The 18,013-nt window shown below is 66.0% G+C and carries 17 protein-coding genes; 12 read left to right on the top strand and 5 right to left on the bottom strand.

Going from position 1 to position 18,013, the window contains the following annotated elements; all coding sequences use genetic code 11:
- Positions 1-138: 138 nt before the first annotated feature.
- The 9 genes from ACFXP9_RS04490 (at position 139) to ACFXP9_RS04530 (ending at position 10,229) form a co-directional block, all read left to right on the top strand.
- Positions 139-858, top strand: a complete 720-nt coding sequence (locus tag ACFXP9_RS04490) for a VIT1/CCC1 transporter family protein (protein ID WP_397206187.1) — start codon at positions 139-141, stop codon at positions 856-858.
- A gap of 134 nt (positions 859-992) precedes the next feature.
- Positions 993-2,345: an ABC transporter substrate-binding protein gene (locus ACFXP9_RS04495; RefSeq protein ID WP_397206189.1), complete on the top strand. Its 1,353-nt coding sequence runs from the start codon at positions 993-995 to the stop codon at positions 2,343-2,345.
- A 132-nt stretch (positions 2,346-2,477) separates the two neighbouring features.
- On the top strand, positions 2,478-3,476 hold the full coding sequence (locus ACFXP9_RS04500) for a carbohydrate ABC transporter permease (protein WP_397206191.1): 999 nt from the start codon (positions 2,478-2,480) through the stop codon (positions 3,474-3,476).
- Positions 3,473-4,606, top strand: a complete 1,134-nt coding sequence (locus ACFXP9_RS04505) for a carbohydrate ABC transporter permease (RefSeq protein WP_397206193.1) — start codon at positions 3,473-3,475, stop codon at positions 4,604-4,606. Before ACFXP9_RS04500 ends, ACFXP9_RS04505 begins: the two co-directional genes overlap by 4 nt.
- Before the next feature lies 1 nt (position 4,607).
- Entirely contained in the window at positions 4,608-6,149 is a 1,542-nt protein-coding gene (locus ACFXP9_RS04510; RefSeq protein WP_397206195.1) for an alpha-amylase family glycosyl hydrolase, read from the top strand.
- 3 nt (positions 6,150-6,152) lie between these two features.
- Positions 6,153-7,253, top strand: a complete 1,101-nt coding sequence (locus ACFXP9_RS04515; protein ID WP_397206196.1) for an ABC transporter ATP-binding protein — start codon at positions 6,153-6,155, stop codon at positions 7,251-7,253.
- A 41-nt stretch (positions 7,254-7,294) separates the two neighbouring features.
- Positions 7,295-8,308, top strand: a complete 1,014-nt coding sequence (dusA, locus tag ACFXP9_RS04520; RefSeq protein WP_397206641.1) for a tRNA dihydrouridine(20/20a) synthase DusA — start codon at positions 7,295-7,297, stop codon at positions 8,306-8,308.
- A 153-nt stretch (positions 8,309-8,461) separates the two neighbouring features.
- On the top strand, positions 8,462-9,280 hold the full coding sequence (locus tag ACFXP9_RS04525) for a sulfite exporter TauE/SafE family protein (RefSeq protein ID WP_397206198.1): 819 nt from the start codon (positions 8,462-8,464) through the stop codon (positions 9,278-9,280).
- A 4-nt stretch (positions 9,281-9,284) separates the two neighbouring features.
- Complete coding sequence (locus ACFXP9_RS04530; RefSeq protein WP_397206200.1) at positions 9,285-10,229, top strand: glucokinase; 945 nt, start codon at positions 9,285-9,287, stop codon at positions 10,227-10,229.
- Between the two features lie 643 nt (positions 10,230-10,872).
- Here ACFXP9_RS04530 and ACFXP9_RS04535 read toward each other — a convergent pair.
- The 5 genes from ACFXP9_RS04535 to ACFXP9_RS04555 form a co-directional block, all read right to left on the bottom strand.
- Positions 10,873-11,805, bottom strand: a complete 933-nt coding sequence (locus ACFXP9_RS04535; RefSeq protein ID WP_397206202.1) for an ROK family protein — start codon at positions 11,803-11,805, stop codon at positions 10,873-10,875.
- A gap of 3 nt (positions 11,806-11,808) precedes the next feature.
- On the bottom strand, positions 11,809-13,122 hold the full coding sequence (locus ACFXP9_RS04540; protein ID WP_397206204.1) for an MFS transporter: 1,314 nt from the start codon (positions 13,120-13,122) through the stop codon (positions 11,809-11,811).
- Between the two features lie 65 nt (positions 13,123-13,187).
- Positions 13,188-14,000: a CoA transferase gene (locus ACFXP9_RS04545; protein WP_397206206.1), complete on the bottom strand. Its 813-nt coding sequence runs from the start codon at positions 13,998-14,000 to the stop codon at positions 13,188-13,190.
- Positions 14,001-14,015: 15 nt separating this feature from the next.
- Entirely contained in the window at positions 14,016-14,693 is a 678-nt protein-coding gene (locus tag ACFXP9_RS04550) for a DUF1523 family protein (RefSeq protein WP_397206208.1), read from the bottom strand.
- Between the two features lie 13 nt (positions 14,694-14,706).
- Positions 14,707-14,988, bottom strand: a complete 282-nt coding sequence (locus tag ACFXP9_RS04555; RefSeq protein ID WP_397206210.1) for a hypothetical protein — start codon at positions 14,986-14,988, stop codon at positions 14,707-14,709.
- 197 nt (positions 14,989-15,185) lie between these two features.
- Here ACFXP9_RS04555 and ACFXP9_RS04560 point away from each other — a divergent pair, with 197 nt between their 5' ends.
- From ACFXP9_RS04560 to ACFXP9_RS04570, 3 genes are all read left to right on the top strand, one after another.
- Positions 15,186-15,479 (top strand): FtsB family cell division protein, encoded by a 294-nt coding sequence (locus tag ACFXP9_RS04560; protein WP_397206212.1) that lies wholly within the window; start codon positions 15,186-15,188, stop codon positions 15,477-15,479.
- An 81-nt stretch (positions 15,480-15,560) separates the two neighbouring features.
- A complete protein-coding gene (gene pdhA / locus ACFXP9_RS04565; RefSeq protein WP_397206214.1) occupies positions 15,561-16,595 on the top strand; it encodes a pyruvate dehydrogenase (acetyl-transferring) E1 component subunit alpha in 1,035 nt (344 codons plus the stop codon).
- A 15-nt stretch (positions 16,596-16,610) separates the two neighbouring features.
- Positions 16,611-18,011, top strand: a complete 1,401-nt coding sequence (locus ACFXP9_RS04570) for a pyruvate dehydrogenase complex E1 component subunit beta (RefSeq protein WP_397206215.1) — start codon at positions 16,611-16,613, stop codon at positions 18,009-18,011.
- Positions 18,012-18,013 lie beyond the last annotated feature (2 nt).

Genomic DNA, 18,013 nt, shown 5'->3' on the forward strand with positions numbered 1-18,013 from the left:
GGGGCGGTTCACGCCCCTGCCCCGCCCCCGCCCGGCCTGCGCGCCGCCTGACCCGGACCCGCGCAGCACCGGCTGGAAAAACCCCCGCCCCATTCCGGGGCACCCCGCCCCCAAGCCAGCCCCGTGAAAGGCAAGCCCATGACCCGTTCCGACCGCACGCTTCCCTCGGCCCATCCTGACGATCCGCATCTGGTCAACCGCAGCGGCTGGCTGCGCGCGGCTGTGCTGGGGGCCAATGACGGCATCGTTTCGGTCAGTTCGCTGATCGTCGGGGTCGCGGCCTCGGGGGCCGGGCCACAGGCGGTGGCGCTGGCCGGTGTCGCCGGTCTGGCCGCCGGGGCGATGTCGATGGCAGCGGGTGAATATGTGTCCGTCAGCTCGCAATCCGATATCGAGCGCGCCGATATTGCCCGCGAAAAGCAGGCCCTGCACGACATGCCCGCCGATGAAATGGCCGAACTGGCCGGGATCTGGCGCGCGCGCGGGCTGACGCCGCAAACCGCCGCGACGGTGGCGCGCGAATTGCACGAACATGACGCGCTGGCCGCCCATATCCGCGACGAAATGGGCCTGTCCGAGGTCCACGCCGCGAACCCGTTGCAGGCGGCCTTTACCTCGGGGCTGACCTTTTCGGCGGCGGCGGCGCTGCCGGTTCTGGCGAGCTGGTTTGCCCCCGCCGATACGATCATCCCGGTGGTGCTGGTGGTGACGCTGCTGGCGCTGGCGCTGCTGGGGGCGCTGGGGGCATGGGCGGGCCGCGCGCCGATGGCCCGCGCGGTGGCGCGGGTGGTGATCTGGGGCGCCTTTGCCATGGCCGTGACCGCCGGTGTCGGGCGGCTGTTCGGGGTCAGCGTCTGAGGCCGCGACAGGCGCGGCTTTGACAGCGGGGGCGCGCGCGGCCATTCTGGCCTGACACCGTCACAGCCGCGTCGGACCGGCGCGCGAATCACATCCGGGCGCGGCCCTGCGCGCCCCATCACATGAGGACCGCGATGAAACGCCTTCTGACCCTGACCACGTTTCTGGCCGCGACCGCCGGCACCGCGCAGGCCGACATGGTGTTCCCGATCGGCGGGGACAGCCGGCTGAACTGGCAAAGCCTTGCCGATTTCAAAGCCGCCCATCCGGGGCTGGAGGGGCAAAGCCTGACCATCCTTGGCCCGTGGCTGGGGGCGGATAAAGACCTGTTCACTTCGCTGATCCCGTATTTCGAGGACGCGACCGGGGCCAGGGTCAATTATTCCGGCTCGGACACGTTCGAACAGCAAATCGTCATCGACAGCGAGGCCGGCTCGCCCCCGGACATGGCGGTGTTCCCGCAGCCCGGTCTGGCCGCCGATCTGGCGCGCAAGGGCTATCTGAAGCCGATGCCCGACGGGACCGGCGACTGGCTCCGCCAGAACTATGCCGCGGGCGACAGTTGGGCCGATCTGGTGACCTATGCCGGGGCCGATGGCACCCCCGCCGTTTACGCCTTTCCGTTCAAGGCGGATGTGAAATCGCTGGTCTGGTATGTGCCGGAAAACTTTGCCGATGCGGGTTACGACGTGCCCGAAACGATGGAGGATCTGAAGGCGCTGACCGAACAGATGGCCGCGGATGGCGAAACCCCGTGGTGCATCGGGCTGGGGTCGGGCGGGGCCACCGGCTGGCCCGCCACCGACTGGGTCGAGGACCTGATGCTGCGCCTTAACAGCCCCGCCGATTACCGCGACTGGACGACCAACAAACTGGCCTTCAACGACCCCAAAGTCGTCGCCGCCATCGAGGAATTCGGCTGGTTCGCCAGAAACGACGCCTTCGTCGCCGGGGGTGCCGGGGCCGTCAGCAGCACCGATTTCCGCGACAGCCCCAAGGGCCTGTTCACCAGCCCGCCGCAATGCTGGATGCACCGTCAGGCATCTTTCATCCCGTCCTTCTTCCCGGACGAGACCGAGATCGGCACCGATGCCGATTTCTTCTATTTCCCCGCCTATGCCGACAAGGATCTGGGCAAGCCGGTTCTGGGGGGCGGCACCAGTTTCGCGATGATGCGCGACAACCCGGTCGGCGCGGCCTTTATCGCCTTTTTGCAAACCCCCCTCGCGCATGAGATCTGGATGGCGCAATCGGGTTTTGTCACCCCGCTGAAATCGGTCAACCCCGATGCCTATGCCAATGACACCCAGCGCAAGATGGGCGATATCCTGTTGCAGGCCACCACATTCGGCTTTGACGGGTCCGACCTGATGCCGGGCGCCATTGGCGCGGGCCAGTTCTGGACCGGCATGGTCGATTTCGTCGGCGGCCAGTCGGCGCAGGCGGTGGCCGATGCGGTTCAGGCCAAATGGGACACGCTGAAATAACCGGCCCCGGCCTGTGATCGCAGGGACTGACACGGGGCCGGGCGCCATGCCCGGCCCTGTTGCGTTCCGGGGCTGAAACTGTCATCCACCGCGCCTTGGCCGCGCGGCACAACAGGAAAAGGAAAACCGGGAATGGAGCTGTTCGCCTTGGCGACCCGAACCATCGTTACCGGCGTGTTCGGCTGTGTCGCGTGGTTCTGGGGGTCGAACCTGATCCTTGACCTGATCTTTCCGCCACGCGGGGCGAATGCGGCGCGCAATATCCGCCGCGCGAACCTGATCCGGCCGTGGCTGTTTCTTGGCCCGGCGATCCTGCTGCTGGCGCTGTATCTGGTTTATCCGATCTTTTATTCGCTGTGGCTGTCGCTTCAGGATGCCACCGGGCGCAGCTATGTCGGTCTGGACAACTATCTGTGGCTGGCGCGGGACGGCGATTTTCAGGGCACGATCCTGAACAATATCCTGTGGCTGCTGGTGGTGCCCGCTGCCTCGACCCTGATCGGGCTGGTGGCGGCGCAACTGACCGACCGGCTGGCATGGGGCAGCATCGGCAAATCGCTGATCTTCATGCCGATGGCGATTTCCTTTGTCGGGGCGGGGGTGATCTGGAAATTCATCTATGAATATCGCGGCGCGGGGCAGGACCAGATCGGACTGCTGAATGCCATTGTCACCGCGCTGGGGGGCGATCCGCAATTATGGCTGACCCTGCCCTTCTGGAACAATTTCTTCCTGATGATCGTGCTGATCTGGATCCAGACCGGCTTTGCCATGGTGATCCTGTCCGCCGCCCTGCGCGGCATCCCCGAGGAAACGATCGAGGCCGCCGTGCTGGATGGCGCATCGCCATGGCAGGTGTTCTTTCGCATCAAGGTGCCCCAGATCATGGGCACCATCGCCGTTGTCTGGACCACCATCACCATCACCGTGCTGAAGGTGTTCGACATTGTTTTCGTGATGACCAATGGCCAGTGGGGCACACAGGTGCTGGCCAACCTGATGTATGACTGGATGTTCCGGGGCACGCCCGATTACGGGCGCGGTTCCGCCATCGCGATTATCCTGATGCTGATGGTCACGCCGATCATGGTCTGGAACATGCGCAATGTCCGGCGCGAGGTGCAGCCATGACCGGCATGGCAGGACGCAGGCCCGCGCTGGTCTGGGCGGTCAATCTGGCGGCGCTGGTGCTGGTGGTGCTGTGGACGATCCCGACGCTGGGACTGTTCGTGTCGTCATTTCGCGACCGCGACCAGATCACCCAATCGGGCTGGTGGGCGGCACTGTCGGGGGCGGAACAGACCGGCTTTGTGCGCACCGGCACCGGCGATGAGGCAACCCGCCGCGACGGGTTTTATGTGATCGAGGGCAATGTCCTGACCGGTGACGAAACCCTTGTCGGCTGGGGCACACGCGCGCGTCAGCCTGCCGCGCACAAACCGGGCGACAGCGTGCAGCTGGCCGATGGCCAGACGTTAAGCGTTCAGGAAAACGGTGATTACCGCCTCAGCTCGGCCCGACCGTTCCAGATGAAACGGGGTCAGCGCATCTTTACCACCACCCATCAGCCGCCCCGCTTTACCACCCGGAATTACCGCCGCGTGATCGCCGCCGAGGGTCTGGGCCGGGCCTTCATGAACACGCTGACCGTGACCATCCCGGCGACGGTCATTCCCATCCTGATCGCGGCATTCGCGGCCTATGCGCTGGCCTGGATGCGGTTTCCGGGGCGGGCGCTGCTGACGGCCTTTGTCGTCGGCCTGCTGGTGGTGCCGCTGCAAATCGCGCTGATCCCGCTGTTGCGGCTGCATAATGAGATCGGCATCGGCAAGGGTTATCTGGGGATCTGGCTGGCGCATACCGGCTTTGGCCTGCCGCTGGCGATTTACCTGTTGCGCAATTACATGGCCGGCCTGCCGCGCGAGGTGATCGAAAGCGCCCGCGTCGATGGCGCGACCGAATTCCAGATCTTTCGCCGCATCATCCTGCCGCTGTCGTTTCCGGCGCTGGCCAGCTTTGCCATTTTCCAGTTCCTGTGGGTCTGGAACGACCTGCTGGTCGCCACCGTGTTCCTTGGCAATACCAGCGACCAGCTGGTCATGACCGGGCTGCTGCGCGAATTGATGGGGTCAAAGGGCGGCGAGTGGGAGGTTTTGGCCACCAGCGCCTTTATCTCTATCGCGGTGCCGCTGCTGGTGTTCTTTGCGATGCAAAAATATCTTGTGCGCGGCCTGCTGGCCGGGTCGGTGAAAGGGGGCTGAAATGTCCAGTCAGTTAAGCAAACCCGCCGATTGGTGGAAAGGCGCGGTGATCTATCAGGTCTATCCGCGCAGCTATCAGGACAGCGATGGCGACGGTGTGGGCGATCTGCCCGGCATTACCCGCCGCCTGCCCCATATTGCCAGCCTTAGCGTGGATGCGATCTGGATCAGCCCGTTCTTTCGGTCCCCGATGAAGGATTTCGGCTATGACGTCAGCGATTATCGCGACATCGACCCGATGTTCGGCACGCTGGACGATTTCGACGCGCTGGTCGCGCGGGCGCATGATCTGGGGCTGGCGGTGATGATCGACCTTGTTTTGTCGCACAGCGCGGACCAGCACCCGTGGTTTGCCGAAAGCCGCGCCAGCCGCGACAATGCCCGCGCCGACTGGTATGTCTGGGCCGACCCAAAGCCCGACGGCACGCCGCCCAATAACTGGCTGTCGATCTTTGGCGGCAGCGCCTGGCAATGGGATGCGCGGCGCTGCCAGTATTACCTGCATAATTTCCTGACCAGCCAGCCCGACCTGAATTTTCACAACCCCGATGTGCAGGACGCGCTGCTGGATGTGGCGCGGTTCTGGCTGGATCGCGGGGTGGACGGGTTCCGGCTGGACACGATCAATTTCTATACCCATGACGCGGAACTGCGCGACAACCCGCCGCTGGCACCGGAATTGCGCAAATCCGACACCGCCCCGGCGGTGAACCCCTATAACCACCAAAGCCATGTCTATGACAAATCGCGCCCGGAAAATATCGGCTTTCTGGAAAAGCTGCGCGCGGTGATGGACCCTTACGGCGCCGCCGCGGTGGGTGAAATCGGTGACAGCGAAAACGCGTGGCAGGTGCTGAACGACTATACCGGCGTGCCGGGGCGGATGCATATGTCTTATGTGTTCGACTTTCTGTCCGGCGCTGACCTGACCGCCGCCCGCATCGTTCAGGTATTTCAGGCAGCGGCTGAAAACGCCCCCGATGGCTGGCCCTGCTGGGCGTTTTCCAACCACGACGTGGTGCGCCATATCAGCCGCTGGAACCTGTCCGACGCCGCCGCCCGCGCCTATGCCACCGTGTTGATGTGCCTGCGCGGCTCGGTCTGTCTGTATCAGGGCGAGGAACTGGGCCTGCCCGAGGCCGACATCGCCTTTGACGACCTGCAAGACCCTTACGGCATTGAATTCTGGCCGGAATTCAAGGGCCGCGACGGTTGCCGCACTCCAATGGTCTGGGACGACACCCCGCTTGGCGGTTTTACCACCGGCACGCCGTGGCTGCCCGTTCCCGCCGCGCATCCGCCATTGTCGGTGGCCGTGCAGGACCGCCAACCGCACTCGCTGCTGAACCATTACCGCCGCGCCATTGCCCTGCGCCGTGACAACCCGGTTCTGCGCAATGGCGACATCGCCCTGCGCGCCGATGGCCCGGTGCTGGACATCACCCGCGAAAACGCCGATGCCCGCCTGACCCTGCGCGCCAACCTGTCGGACAGCGCCCATGCCGGGCTGGACCCGTGGCAGGTGCAGATGGTGAAAGGCTGACCGATGGCAGATCTGAAACTGACCGATATCGCCAAATCCTATGGCAAGGTGCCGGTGCTGTCCGGTATCGACCTGCATATCCGTTCGGGCGAATTCATCGTCTTTGTCGGGCCGTCGGGCTGTGGGAAATCGACCCTGCTGCGGATGATTGCCGGGCTGGAACAGATCAGCGGCGGCACGCTGGAAATCGACGGGGTGGTGATGAACGACGTCCCGCCCGCGCAGCGCGGCATTGCGATGGTGTTCCAATCCTACGCGCTTTACCCGCATATGACGGTGCGCGACAATATGGGCTTTGCACTGAAAATCGCGGGCAAATCGCGTGACGACATCCGCGCCGCCACCGACCGCGCAGGCCAGATGCTGCAACTGACGCCCTATCTGGACCGCCTGCCCAAGGCGCTGTCGGGCGGCCAGCGCCAGCGCGTGGCGATTGGCCGGGCAATCGTGCGCGACCCCAAGGTGTATCTGTTCGACGAACCGCTGTCGAACCTTGACGCGGCGCTGCGCGTGGCCACCCGGATCGAGCTGGCACAGCTGAAGGCCTCGATGCCCGACCGCACGATGATCTATGTCACCCATGACCAGACCGAGGCGATGACCCTGGCCGACCGCATCGTGGTTCTGGCCCATGGCGGCATTGCACAGGTCGGCGCGCCGCTGGATCTGTATCGCGACCCGCGCACCGAATTCGTCGCCCGCTTTATCGGCAGCCCGGCGATGAACCTGCTGCCCGCGCAAATTGCCACGACCGGCGCGGCAACCGTGGTCACGCTGGGGTCGGGCCTTGGCGCCACCGTGCCGGTGCCAAGCACCCCCACTGATCGCGGCCTTGATGTCAATCTGGGCATCCGCCCCGAGGATCTGCGCATCGCCCGCGATGACGAACCCGCCCTGTTCGAGGCCCAGGTCACCCTGATCGAGGCCCTGGGCGAGGTCACGCTGCTTTATTTCGACGGCCCCGGCCAGACCGGACCGGTGATCGCCAAGATCCCCGGCATTCACAGCGACATGCTGCATCGGCGGGTGCGCCTGACCGCCCCCCCCGAGGCCCTGCACCTGTTCCATAACGGCCTGTCGCTGCGTCACCGGGACGGCGCATGACCGCCGCCCCGATGCCTGCCGCCGCAATGACCGCCACCCCGATGCCTGCCCCCGGCACCCCGACACCCGACAGCGTGACGCCCACCCGCGCCGCGCGGCTGTCGGTGGCACCGATGATGGACTGGACCGACCGGCATTGCCGCTGGTTTCACCGCCTGCTGTCGCGCCGCGCGCTGCTTTATACCGAAATGGTCACCGCACCGGCGATCATTCACGGCAAACGCGCCATGCTGCTGGACTATGACCCCGCCGAACATACGGTGGCGCTGCAAATCGGCGGATCGGACCCGGCCGAGCTGCGCGCCGCGACGCGCATCGCCGCCGATTGGGGCTATGACGAAATCAACCTGAATGTCGGCTGCCCCAGCGACCGGGTCCAGTCGGGCTGTTTCGGCGCAGTGCTGATGAAAACCCCCGATCTGGTGGTCGATTGCGTGCGCGCCATGCAGGATGTCAGCCCGGTCGAGGTCACGGTGAAATGCCGCATCGGCGTCGATGATCAAGACCCCGAACAGGTGCTGCCCGACTTTCTGGCGCGGATGCGCGATGCCGGGCTGCGGCGGCTGACCATCCATGCCCGCAAGGCGTGGCTTCAGGGCCTGTCACCCAAAGATAACCGCGAAATCCCGCCGCTGGATTACGATCTGGTGCACCGGATGAAGGCGGCTTTTCCCGACCTGCACCTGTCGATCAATGGCGGCATTGCCGACACGGATGCGGTGGCCGCGCAATTGCAGGTCATGGATGGGGTGATGATCGGGCGCGCGGCCTATCACCAGCCCTGGGACATGCTTGGCGCGGCGGACCGGCTGTGGGGTGATGCCCCGGCCTTTGAAGGCCCGGCGCAGGCAGCGGCGGCCATGCGGCCCTATATCGCCGCGCATCTGGAACGGGACGGTCGCCTGCATCAGATCACCCGGCATATGCTGGGGCTGTTCCACGCCCGCCCCGGCGCGCGGCAATGGCGCCGCATCCTGTCCGAGGGCGCCCCGCAGGCCAAGACCCCCGCGCAGGCGCTGGCGGTCTATGACCGGGCGCTGGCGGCGGTGTCCTGAGGCGCGTTAACCGGATATCCATTCTTTTATGCGACACCGGTCGGGCGATGATTCGGAAAAGGCGGTGCGCATGATGAAAACCAGCCCCGCAGGGCTTGCCCTTGCACAGCGGGCGCGCAATCAAGGGGCGTTTCGGCCCGACCCGGTGATGACATGACCCAAGACCTGATCCTGCCCGCCCTGACCCTTGCCGCCACCGGCGCCTTTGCCGGGGTGCTGGCCGGGCTTTTGGGGGTGGGCGGCGGCATCGTGCTGGTGCCGGCCTTTCTGTATGTGTTCACGCAGGCGGGCTATGGCTCGGACGACCTGATGCAGGTCTGTCTGGCGACCTCGCTAGCGACGATCATCGTCACCTCGGCCCGCTCGGTCATGGCGCACCACCGGCGCGGCGCGGTCGACTGGGACATTCTGCGCGATTTCGCCCCCGGCATTGCCATTGGCGCCATTGCCGGGGTGCTGACCGTGGCACAGTTGCGCAGCACCACATTGCAGATGATCTTTGGCGTGCTGGTTTTCGTGATCGCCGGTTACATGCTGTTCGGTCGGCAAAGCTGGCGGCTGGCCGACGCCATGCCCACCGGTGCGCCACGCTGGGGGATGGCGCTGTTTACCGGCTTTGTCTCGGTGCTGCTGGGGATTGGCGGTGGCTCGATCGGGGTGCCGATCATGACGCTGCATGGAAGGCCGATCCATCGCGCGGTGGCGACGGCGGCGGGCTTTGGCGCGCTGATCGCGGTGCCCTCTGTCGCGGCCTTCCTGCTGACACCGGCCGATCACGCGCCGCCAATGACGCTGGGGTCGGTCAATATTCCGACCTTTCTGATTGTCATCGCCATGACCACGCTGACCGCCCCCCTTGGCGCCGCGCTGGCGCACCGCACCGACCCAAAGCGGCTGAAACGCATTTTTGCCGGGTTCTTGCTGCTGGTGGCGCTGAATATGCTGCGCAAGGCGTTGATGGCCGGGGGTTAGGCCGATGGGGACCACGCGCGGCAGGCTGACACTGGTCGGGGATATCGGCGGCACCAATGCGCGGCTGGCGCTGGCGCGCGATGGCGCGCTGATGCCCGACAGCATGGCGCGCTTTGCCGGTGACGACCACCACTGTTTCGACACGCTGTTGCGCGGCTATCTTGACACGCAGGGCAACCCGGCGCTGGCGGCGGCCTGTCTGGCCGTGGCGGGGCCGGTCGCGGGCGATACCGCGCGGCTGACCAATCGCGACTGGCACATCTCGGCCGCCGGGCTGGCGGCGACCACCGGCGCAGCGCGGGTGCGGCTGATCAACGACCTGACGGCACTGGGGTTCGCGGCACCGGGGCTGCGCGGCGATCAGCTGACGGTGCTGCGCGCAGGTGGCGGGGCGGCCTCCAACGGGCAGGCGCTGGTGCTGGGGGCCGGGACCGGCGTGAACCTGTGCGCCCTGCGCCAGCAGGCCGGTCGCATCACCTGTCTGGAGGCCGAGGCAGGCCACACCGCCCTTCCCGCCATGGTAATGGCCGCCCTGCCGCCCGCGTTGCAGACCGGACAACACGACGCCCCCACCACGCTGGAGGATCTGTTTTCCGGGCGCGGCTTGGCACGGCTGCATCGCGGCCTGACCGGTCACGACCTGCCCCCCGGTGCCATTGCAGATGCGGCGGCACAGCCGGGACCGGCGCGGGACACGCTGGACCTTTATGTCGGGTTGCTGGGGCTTTTGTGCCGGGAACTGGCGCTGCATTACCTGCCCCGCGACGGCATCTTTCTGGCCGGCAGCGTGGCCCGCAACGCCGCCCGCCACATCCCCGCCTTTGAAAATGGCTTTCTGGCCAATCCGCTGCTGCGCCAGATCCCGCAGGCCATACCGGTCTTTCTGATCCGTGATGACATGGCAGCGCTGGCGGGCTGTCTGACCGCCATCAGCGACGCCGCCGCCTGACCCGCGCTGGCCGGGCCGCGCCTGCTGCACCACACGGCAAAAGGCCGGTGCAGGCAAGCGGGGCGGCTGTTTCACGGCAATGGTCGGCAAACTGGGTGGCTTGTCGGGGCCGAGTGGCCCCGCTGAGCCACCGGCAAATCCACCGCCTGCGGCAATATGCAAAGGTCACTGCGCAACAATGCGCTGACGGATGGGACCGCGCCCCGCCGCATCTGCACCGCCACAGCAAAGCTTTTCACCCGCATCCGGCATGAGATCCGCCCCGGCTTGGTGGTTGTTGCCGCCGGTCGCCGGTCCCTTTGTAAGCAACAGCGGCAATGCCTTAGCACCTGAAGCAGGTAAAGGGAGAGCGAAAGGGCAAGGGGCAAGGGGCAAGGGGCAAGGGGCAAAGGACAAGGGGCAAAGCGAACCAAGAACCAAGAACCAAGAACCAAGAAAGGGACAGGGGACAAGGGACGTCAGTGCTAATGAAAATGCCAGTGCCAGTGCCAGTGCCAGTGCCAGTGCCAGTGCCGCCAATATCCGCCGCGTTTGCAAGCCAATCCCGCCGCAGCCCTGCGTGCCGCCGCCCCACCGCAGCCGCGCCCACCAAGGCATCGCCCCCCAAGGCATCGCCACGGCGGATGCGCGGCGTGGCCTGCCCTCAGCCCGCGCGCTTACCCCCTGCCCGCGCCGCCTGACGCGCGGCAATGGCTGCGCCGCGGGCGCCGCTGGCGTCGCCATGACGGGCCAGACGAATCGCCGGGGCGCGGGTGTTGGGCAGGGCGCGGGCGGCGTGGGCCTGCGCCAGCCGGGGCGCGATATCCGGCAGATTGGACAAACCGCCCCCCAGCACCACCACCTCGGGCGCCAGCGCCAGTTGCAACAGATCCACGCATTCCGCCGCCAGATCGACCCAGATCGCCAGCACCCGCTGCGCGGCCTTATCGCCCCCGGCCGCAGCCTGCGCCAGCGCCGGGGCGTCGGTATGCGCCAGCCCCGCCCATTGCGCCAGCCGCACCAGCGCCGGGCCGGACAGATAGGCCTCAAGACACCCGTCCCGCCCGCAGCCACAGCGCCACAGCGGCAGGTCGTGACGGGCCAGCGCGCGGGCCGGCAGGCCGGTATGGCCGATCTCGACCCCAAGTCCGCCATGGCGCGGCGGCAGCGCGCCGTCGATGCACAGCCCGGCCCCCAAACCGGTGCCAAAGACCAGCCCGCAGACCACGCGCGCGCCGTCACCGGCCCCGCCATTGGCCTCGGACAGGGCCAGCGCCATGCTGTCGACCACCACCGGCAGCACCCCACCCCCGGCCCGCGCCAGCAGCGCCGGCAGGTTTTCGCCGTCGATGGGCAGATTGGCCGCCGTCACCCGCCCGCTGACCGGGTCGGGGATGCCGGGAATGGCGATGCCCACCGGCAGGTCGGGCTGCGCCGCGCGGTCGCGCAGCCAGCCGATTTGCGCCGCCAGCGCCGCGACAAAGCCCGGCAGGTCGCGCGGCGTCGGAATGCGGTGGCTGGCCAGCACCGACAGGTCGGGCGCGAACAGCCGCGCCTCGATCTTGGTGCCGCCGATATCCAGCCCGCCGCTGTGCATGGCTTAACCGATCGCCTCGGCGCGGGTTTCGTGGCGGATCGCCAGCGTCACCACCGCCGCCAGCGCCAGCAGCCCCGCAAACACCCCGATGGCCAGCCCGAAATCGCGAACAATCACCGCCGCCAGCAGCGAGGGCGCCAGCAGACCGCCAAGCCGCGCCGTCGCGCTGGCCAGCCCCATGCCGGTGCCGCGCAGCGTGGTCGGATACAGTTCAGGCGTGAACGCATACAGCGCGCCCCATGTCCCCAGCAGGGCAAAGCTCATCACCAGCAGGGCGGCGGCCACCGCCAGCGGCGATTGCACCAGCGTAAAGGCCAGACAGCCCGCCGCCGCCATCAGCAGGAACAACTGCAAGGTCGGCCTGCGCCCCCAGCGTTCCACACCCCAGGCCGCCAGCGCGTAACCGGGCAGTTGCGCCACCGCCAGCGCCAGCAGAAAGCCATAGCCTTTGACAAAGCCGAACCCCTCGGTCGCCAGCCTGGAGGGCAGCCAGATGAATACCCCGTAGTAAGAGACCGAGACCAGAAACCACAGCGCCAGCACCGCAATGGTGGTGCGCAGCATCTGCGGCCGGAACAGCCCGGCGCGGCCCTGTGGCATGGGCGGGGCGACAAGGCGTTCATCCGCGCCCATCGGCGGCTGGCCATTGGTCACCAGCACCTTGTTCACCACCGCCCGCGCGCCGGCTTCGTTGCCTTGACGCAGCAGGAACATCGGCGATTCCGGCACCCACAGCCGCAGCCAGATGCCGATCAGGGCGGGGAAAGCGGCCACGGCAAAGATCCAGCGCCATGTCTGTTCGCTGCCCGCCAGCGCACAGGCCCATGCGGTTGCGGCAATGACGATGGTGCCCACCGCCCAGAACCCTTCCAGCCAGACCAGCCAGCGCCCGCGCGACCGGGGCGGCAGGAATTCGGCCATCATGGCGTAATCGACCGGCAGCGTGCCCCCCACCGCCGCGCCGGTCAGGAAACGCAGCACCAGCAGCAGCGTGAAATCATTGGCAAAGACCGAGGCCAGGCCAAAGATCGCATCGCACATCACGGTCAGAAACAGCACCCGGCGGCGGCCAAAGCGGTCGGCCATCCGCCCGAACAGGCTGGCGCCGACGAACATGCCCAGAAAAAACAGCGTCCCGGTTTGCAGCGCCTGCGGAATGGTCAGCCCGAAATGCGCCGCGATCGAGGCGGCGGAAAACCCCACCGCCAGCACCTGCATCGCATCGGCGGCCCAGACCAGCCCAAAAATCGCCAGCAGCCGGGCCTGAAACGGGCCGGCGCCGCCGCGTTCAAGCATCTGGTCAACGGAATAAGCCATCGCATCCCCCTCGGTTCGGTCAGACCGGTCATGGCATGGCGCCGCGCGGGGGGAAAGCCCCCGGATCAGTCAGCGGGCAATGTGCACAGCGGAATATCGCGCGCCCGCGCCAGATCATCGACCTGCGCGCGGGTCAGCGCCGCCAGCGCGACCGCCGGGTCGTCACCAAAGCTGGCACGAAAGCGGTCGTGGAAATGCGGCTCTAGCGCGGCCATCGCCACCCAGCCGTCGCGCAGGGCGTAAATCCGGTATTCAGGCCGCGCCCCCGACAAAAACCCGCCCGGCGCCGTCACCCCGTGGCGCAGCGGCGCGGTCAGCCCCAGCGCCGCCTGCCGCAGGCCCACCGCCCGGTGGCGGCAGGCATCGCCGCGCCCGCGCCCCATCAGCAGCGCCAGCGCCGCGCGCGCCGCCGCCTGCACCCCGGCCAGATCGGCAAACAGGCTGCGCGGCATGGCGGGCGGGGCCAGCAGGCCGGCCTCGGCCTGATAGGTCAGGTCATGGCCGGGAATATCGGGGGCGTCGGTATCGCCCACGACCTCGACCCAGCATAATTGCGGGGCGATCTGCGCCAGCGCGGGCACGGTGATGCCAAGCCGGGTCAGCGCCGCGCGCCGGTGGCTTGAAATCAGCACATCCGCATCGGTCAGCAGCGCGGTAAAGGCAGCCCACCCATCGGGGCTGCGCAGGTCAATGCGGCGGATGTCGAAACCGGCATTCAGTTCGTCATACCAGCCGGGGGCCTGCGATTGCAGGTAATCGCCAAAGGGCGGTTCCACCTTGATGACCTGCGCGCCCTCGGCCGCCAGCAGCCCCGCCGCCGCCGGTCCCGGCACGTTCGAGGCGATGCAGATCACGCGCATCCCGTCCATTGCCGCCATCGGTTCCCCCCCCGGTCAGCTGCGACCGCGATTCAGCCAGCGGCGCAGCCAGCCACGGGTTTGCGTCACCTGCGCCCCGACCCGGTCGCGGGCGGCATCGGCGCGGGCGTCGACCCGGTCCCATGCCGCGTCCAGGTCGTCAATGGCCGGGTCGATCATGCGTTCGCGAAACTGCGCCCACATCCGCCAGATCAACAGCAGGAACAGCCCGATCAGCCCCAGCATCACCAGCCGGGGCCAGTTCATCGGGCGGTCATCGGGCCCTGCCACGGGCCGGATCGCAATTGCATTGGGATAGACCGAGGCCCATGACACCCGCCAGCCATAGGACGACACGCTGACCCATGACGGATTGCCCGAGCTGGATTTCATATCCGACGCCACCGCTTGCAGGTTGGCGCTGTCATATTTGAAATAGGGCGGCCAGATCAGGCCGGTATCCTCGTTGCGAAACACCAGCGGTTTGCCATTTGGGCGGATGGTGTCGATAAACCGGATATCGCGCTGACCGGAACTGTGCTGGACGGTGCCGGTATCCTCGGAGGCGTAAAAGATCGCGTTCCAGCCGATCGGCGTCAGCCGGGTCGAGGCCTCGACCACGCGCACGGTGTCGCGATGCGGCAGGGTATAGTCCAGAAACAGCGCCACGATCAGCGCAAAGGTGATCCGCAGCCCCCAGATGACATAATTCATCGCCACACCCCCTTCAGGCATAGTTGACGTAATAAATGATTGCCGCCACCGCCAGCGTCGGCAACACGAAAACCAGCGCCACCAGCCGCGCCCGCAGGGTCTTGTCAAAGCCGCGCATCCGGGCGGCGACAAAATCGCGGCGCTGCGGACCATCGCCCGGCTGGTCGGGGTGGCTGGCGTCCCATTCCTCTTCCAGCGCCTCGCGCCTGAGCGAACGCAGATAGACCGAGATCAGCACATAAAACAGCGCCTCAAGCGCGATCATCACCCCGATCAGTCGCAACAATGCCGCCATATCCGCCCCCGCGATCTGTCTGACGGCCCTGTCTTACACCCGATGGCGGCGGGGAACCAGCGGCGCGCGTGACGTGGGCGCGCATCGCCGTGCATGGCGCGGGGCCAGGGGGCGCGGCCAAGCGTTTGACCGCCCGGCGCTGTCACCGTAATCATGGCCGTCAGGGCCAACAGCAACACGGAACCGGGGACCAGCGGATGAACCAGCGTTTTTCCATCAGTGCGACGGTGATCGTGATCCTGATGTGCCTGTCGGGGGCCTATTTCGCCTTTGCCGCGGTGCAAGGCCCCTCGGGCATTCTGCGCCGGATCGAATTGCAGGCCGAAACCGCCGATCTGCGCGCCGAACGCGATGCCCTGAAAGCCGAGGTCACGCAGATGAAAAACCTGACCCGGCGGCTGTCTGATGACTATCTTGACCTTGACCTGCTGGATGAACGCGCCCGCAAGGTGCTGGGTCTGGGCCGCGCGGACGAGGTCATCGTCAGGTGAACCGTTGCGGGCCGCGCCGCGTTGCGCTAGGGATAGTTTAACGCTGAACTATTTCCCCGCAGCCGGATGGAGGAACCGCCCATGGCCCGCAAGCCCGCAGCCCAAGCCGCCGGGACACCGAATGTGTCCAGGGACGAGCTGCTGAAATATTACCGTGACATGCTGTTGATTCGCCGTTTCGAGGAAAAGGCAGGTCAGCTTTACGGCATGGGCCTGATCGGCGGCTTTTGCCACCTGTATATCGGGCAAGAGGCCGTCGTGGTCGGGCTGGAAGCCGCCGCGAAAGAGGGTGACAAACGCATCACCAGCTATCGCGATCACGGCCATATGCTGGCCTGCGGCATGGACCCGAAAGGCGTGATGGCCGAACTGACCGGTCGCCGCGACGGCTATTCCAAGGGCAAGGGCGGCAGTATGCACATGTTCAGCCGCGAAAAGCATTTTTACGGCGGCCACGGCATCGTCGGCGCGCAGGTGCCGCTGGGGGCCGGGCTGGCTTTTGCGGATAAATACCTTGGCAATGACAACGTGACTTTCACCTATTTCGGGGACGGCGCCGCCAACCAAGGTCAGGTTTATGAGACCTATAACATGGCCGAGCTGTGGGACTTGCCGGTGGTTTTTGTCATTGAAAACAACCAATACGCCATGGGCACCAGCGTCAAACGCTCGACCAAATCGACCACGCTGTTCGGCCGCGGTGAAGCGTTCGGCATCAAGGGCGAACAGGTCGATGGCATGGACGTACTGGCCGTAAAGGCGGCGGGGGAAAAAGCCGTGGCGCATTGCCGCGACGGAAAAGGCCCGTATATCCTTGAAATCATGACCTATCGCTATCGCGGGCATTCCATGTCCGACCCGGCCAAATACCGCTCGCGCGAGGAAGTGCAGAAAATGCGCGACGAACGCGACGCGATCGAACATGTCCGCGAATTGCTGTTGCAGGGCAACCATGCCTCTGAGGACGAGCTGAAGGCCATCGACAAAGAGATCAAGCAGATCGTCAATGACGCAGCCGAATTCAGCAAGGAAAGCCCCGAGCCGGACCTGTCCGAACTGTATACCGATATTTACGCCGAAGCCCTGCCGCAGGGCAGCGCCGACGAACACGCCTGATACGGGGGAAACGATATGGCAACCGAAATTCTGATGCCCGCGCTGTCCCCCACGATGGAGGAAGGCACACTGGCCAAATGGCTGGTCGCAGAGGGCGACGAGGTCAAATCCGGCGACATTCTGGCCGAGATCGAGACCGACAAGGCCACGATGGAATTCGAGGCCGTCGATGAAGGCACAATCGGCAAGCTGCTGGTGGCCGAAGGCACCGCAGGCGTCAAGGTCAACAGCCCCATCGCCGTGCTGGTCGAGGATGGCGAATCCGCCGATGACATCAAGGTCAGCGAACCCGCCCCACAAAAAGGCGAGGGCGAGAACAGCAAGGACGAAACCGGCGAAGATGCCAGCAACGCCCCTGCCGCGCCGAAATCGGCTGTCGAGGATGTGAAAACCCCCGAACCCGACGAAAGCCCCGACTGGCCCGAGGGCACCGAGGTCAGGCAAATGACCGTGCGCGAGGCCCTGCGCGAAGCCATGGCCGAGGAAATGCGCCGCGACGAAAACGTCTTCCTGATGGGCGAAGAGGTCGGGGAATACCAAGGCGCTTACAAGATCAGCCAAGGCCTGCTGGACGAATTCGGCGCCCGCCGCGTGGTTGACACGCCAATCTCGGAATACGGGTTTGCGGGCATCGGCACCGGTGCGGCCTTTGCCGGCCTGCGCCCGATTGTCGAATTCATGACCTTCAACTTTGCCATGCAGGCCATCGACCATATCCTGAACAGCGCCGCGAAAACGCTGTATATGTCGGGCGGTCAGATGGGCTGTCCCATCGTCTTCCGTGGTCCCAATGGCGCGGCCGCCCGCGTCGGCGCGCAGCACAGTCAGGATTACGCCGCGTGGTATGCGCAGATCCCCGGCCTGAAAGTGGTCCAGCCCTATTCCGCAGCCGATGCGAAAGGCCTGCTGAAATCGGCCATCCGCGACCCCAACCCGGTGATCTTCCTTGAGAACGAGATCCTCTATGGCCGCAGTTTCGACGTACCGGTGCTGGATGATTTCACCATCCCCTTCGGCAAGGCCCGCATCGCCCGCAAGGGCAATGATGTGACCATTATCAGCTTTGGCATCGGCATGTCCCACGCGCTGGAGGCCGCCGACAAGCTGGCGCAGGACGGCATTGACGCCGAGGTGATCGACCTGCGCACCCTGCGCCCCATCGACTATGACACGATCCTGAAATCGGTGCAGAAAACCAACCGCGTCGTCACGGTCGAAGAGGGCTTCCCGGTCGCGTCCATCGGCAACCACCTGTCGGCCTATATCATGGAAAACGCCTTCGACTGGCTGGACGCCCCGGTCATCAACTGCACCGGCAAGGACGTGCCCATGCCCTATGCCGCCAATCTGGAAAAACTGGCGCTGGTCACGGCTGACGAAGTCGTCGAGGCCGTGCGCAAAGTAACCTATAAGTAAGG

The sequence above is a fragment of the Paracoccus jiaweipingae genome (genome assembly GCF_044335505.1).
Lineage (GTDB): Bacteria > Pseudomonadota > Alphaproteobacteria > Rhodobacterales > Rhodobacteraceae > Paracoccus.

What these genes read in the sequence shown, in the direction of transcription:
- ACFXP9_RS04555 (WP_397206210.1), bottom strand. Translation starts at nt 14,988, where the DNA reads ATGGCGGCATTGTTGCGACTGATCGGGGTGATGATCGCGCTTGAGGCG.
- ACFXP9_RS04515 (WP_397206196.1), top strand. Translation starts at nt 6,153, where the DNA reads ATGGCAGATCTGAAACTGACCGATATCGCCAAATCCTATGGCAAGGTG.
- ACFXP9_RS04525 (WP_397206198.1), top strand. Translation starts at nt 8,462, where the DNA reads ATGACCCAAGACCTGATCCTGCCCGCCCTGACCCTTGCCGCCACCGGC.
- ACFXP9_RS04550 (WP_397206208.1), bottom strand. Translation starts at nt 14,693, where the DNA reads ATGAATTATGTCATCTGGGGGCTGCGGATCACCTTTGCGCTGATCGTG.
- ACFXP9_RS04510 (WP_397206195.1), top strand. Translation starts at nt 4,608, where the DNA reads ATGTCCAGTCAGTTAAGCAAACCCGCCGATTGGTGGAAAGGCGCGGTG.
- ACFXP9_RS04560 (WP_397206212.1), top strand. Translation starts at nt 15,186, where the DNA reads ATGAACCAGCGTTTTTCCATCAGTGCGACGGTGATCGTGATCCTGATG.
- ACFXP9_RS04540 (WP_397206204.1), bottom strand. Translation starts at nt 13,122, where the DNA reads ATGGCTTATTCCGTTGACCAGATGCTTGAACGCGGCGGCGCCGGCCCG.
- ACFXP9_RS04530 (WP_397206200.1), top strand. Translation starts at nt 9,285, where the DNA reads ATGGGGACCACGCGCGGCAGGCTGACACTGGTCGGGGATATCGGCGGC.
- pdhA (WP_397206214.1), top strand. Translation starts at nt 15,561, where the DNA reads ATGGCCCGCAAGCCCGCAGCCCAAGCCGCCGGGACACCGAATGTGTCC.
- ACFXP9_RS04495 (WP_397206189.1), top strand. Translation starts at nt 993, where the DNA reads ATGAAACGCCTTCTGACCCTGACCACGTTTCTGGCCGCGACCGCCGGC.
- dusA (WP_397206641.1), top strand. Translation starts at nt 7,295, where the DNA reads ATGCCTGCCCCCGGCACCCCGACACCCGACAGCGTGACGCCCACCCGC.
- ACFXP9_RS04490 (WP_397206187.1), top strand. Translation starts at nt 139, where the DNA reads ATGACCCGTTCCGACCGCACGCTTCCCTCGGCCCATCCTGACGATCCG.
- ACFXP9_RS04570 (WP_397206215.1), top strand. Translation starts at nt 16,611, where the DNA reads ATGGCAACCGAAATTCTGATGCCCGCGCTGTCCCCCACGATGGAGGAA.
- ACFXP9_RS04535 (WP_397206202.1), bottom strand. Translation starts at nt 11,805, where the DNA reads ATGCACAGCGGCGGGCTGGATATCGGCGGCACCAAGATCGAGGCGCGG.
- ACFXP9_RS04545 (WP_397206206.1), bottom strand. Translation starts at nt 14,000, where the DNA reads ATGGCGGCAATGGACGGGATGCGCGTGATCTGCATCGCCTCGAACGTG.
- ACFXP9_RS04500 (WP_397206191.1), top strand. Translation starts at nt 2,478, where the DNA reads ATGGAGCTGTTCGCCTTGGCGACCCGAACCATCGTTACCGGCGTGTTC.
- ACFXP9_RS04505 (WP_397206193.1), top strand. Translation starts at nt 3,473, where the DNA reads ATGACCGGCATGGCAGGACGCAGGCCCGCGCTGGTCTGGGCGGTCAAT.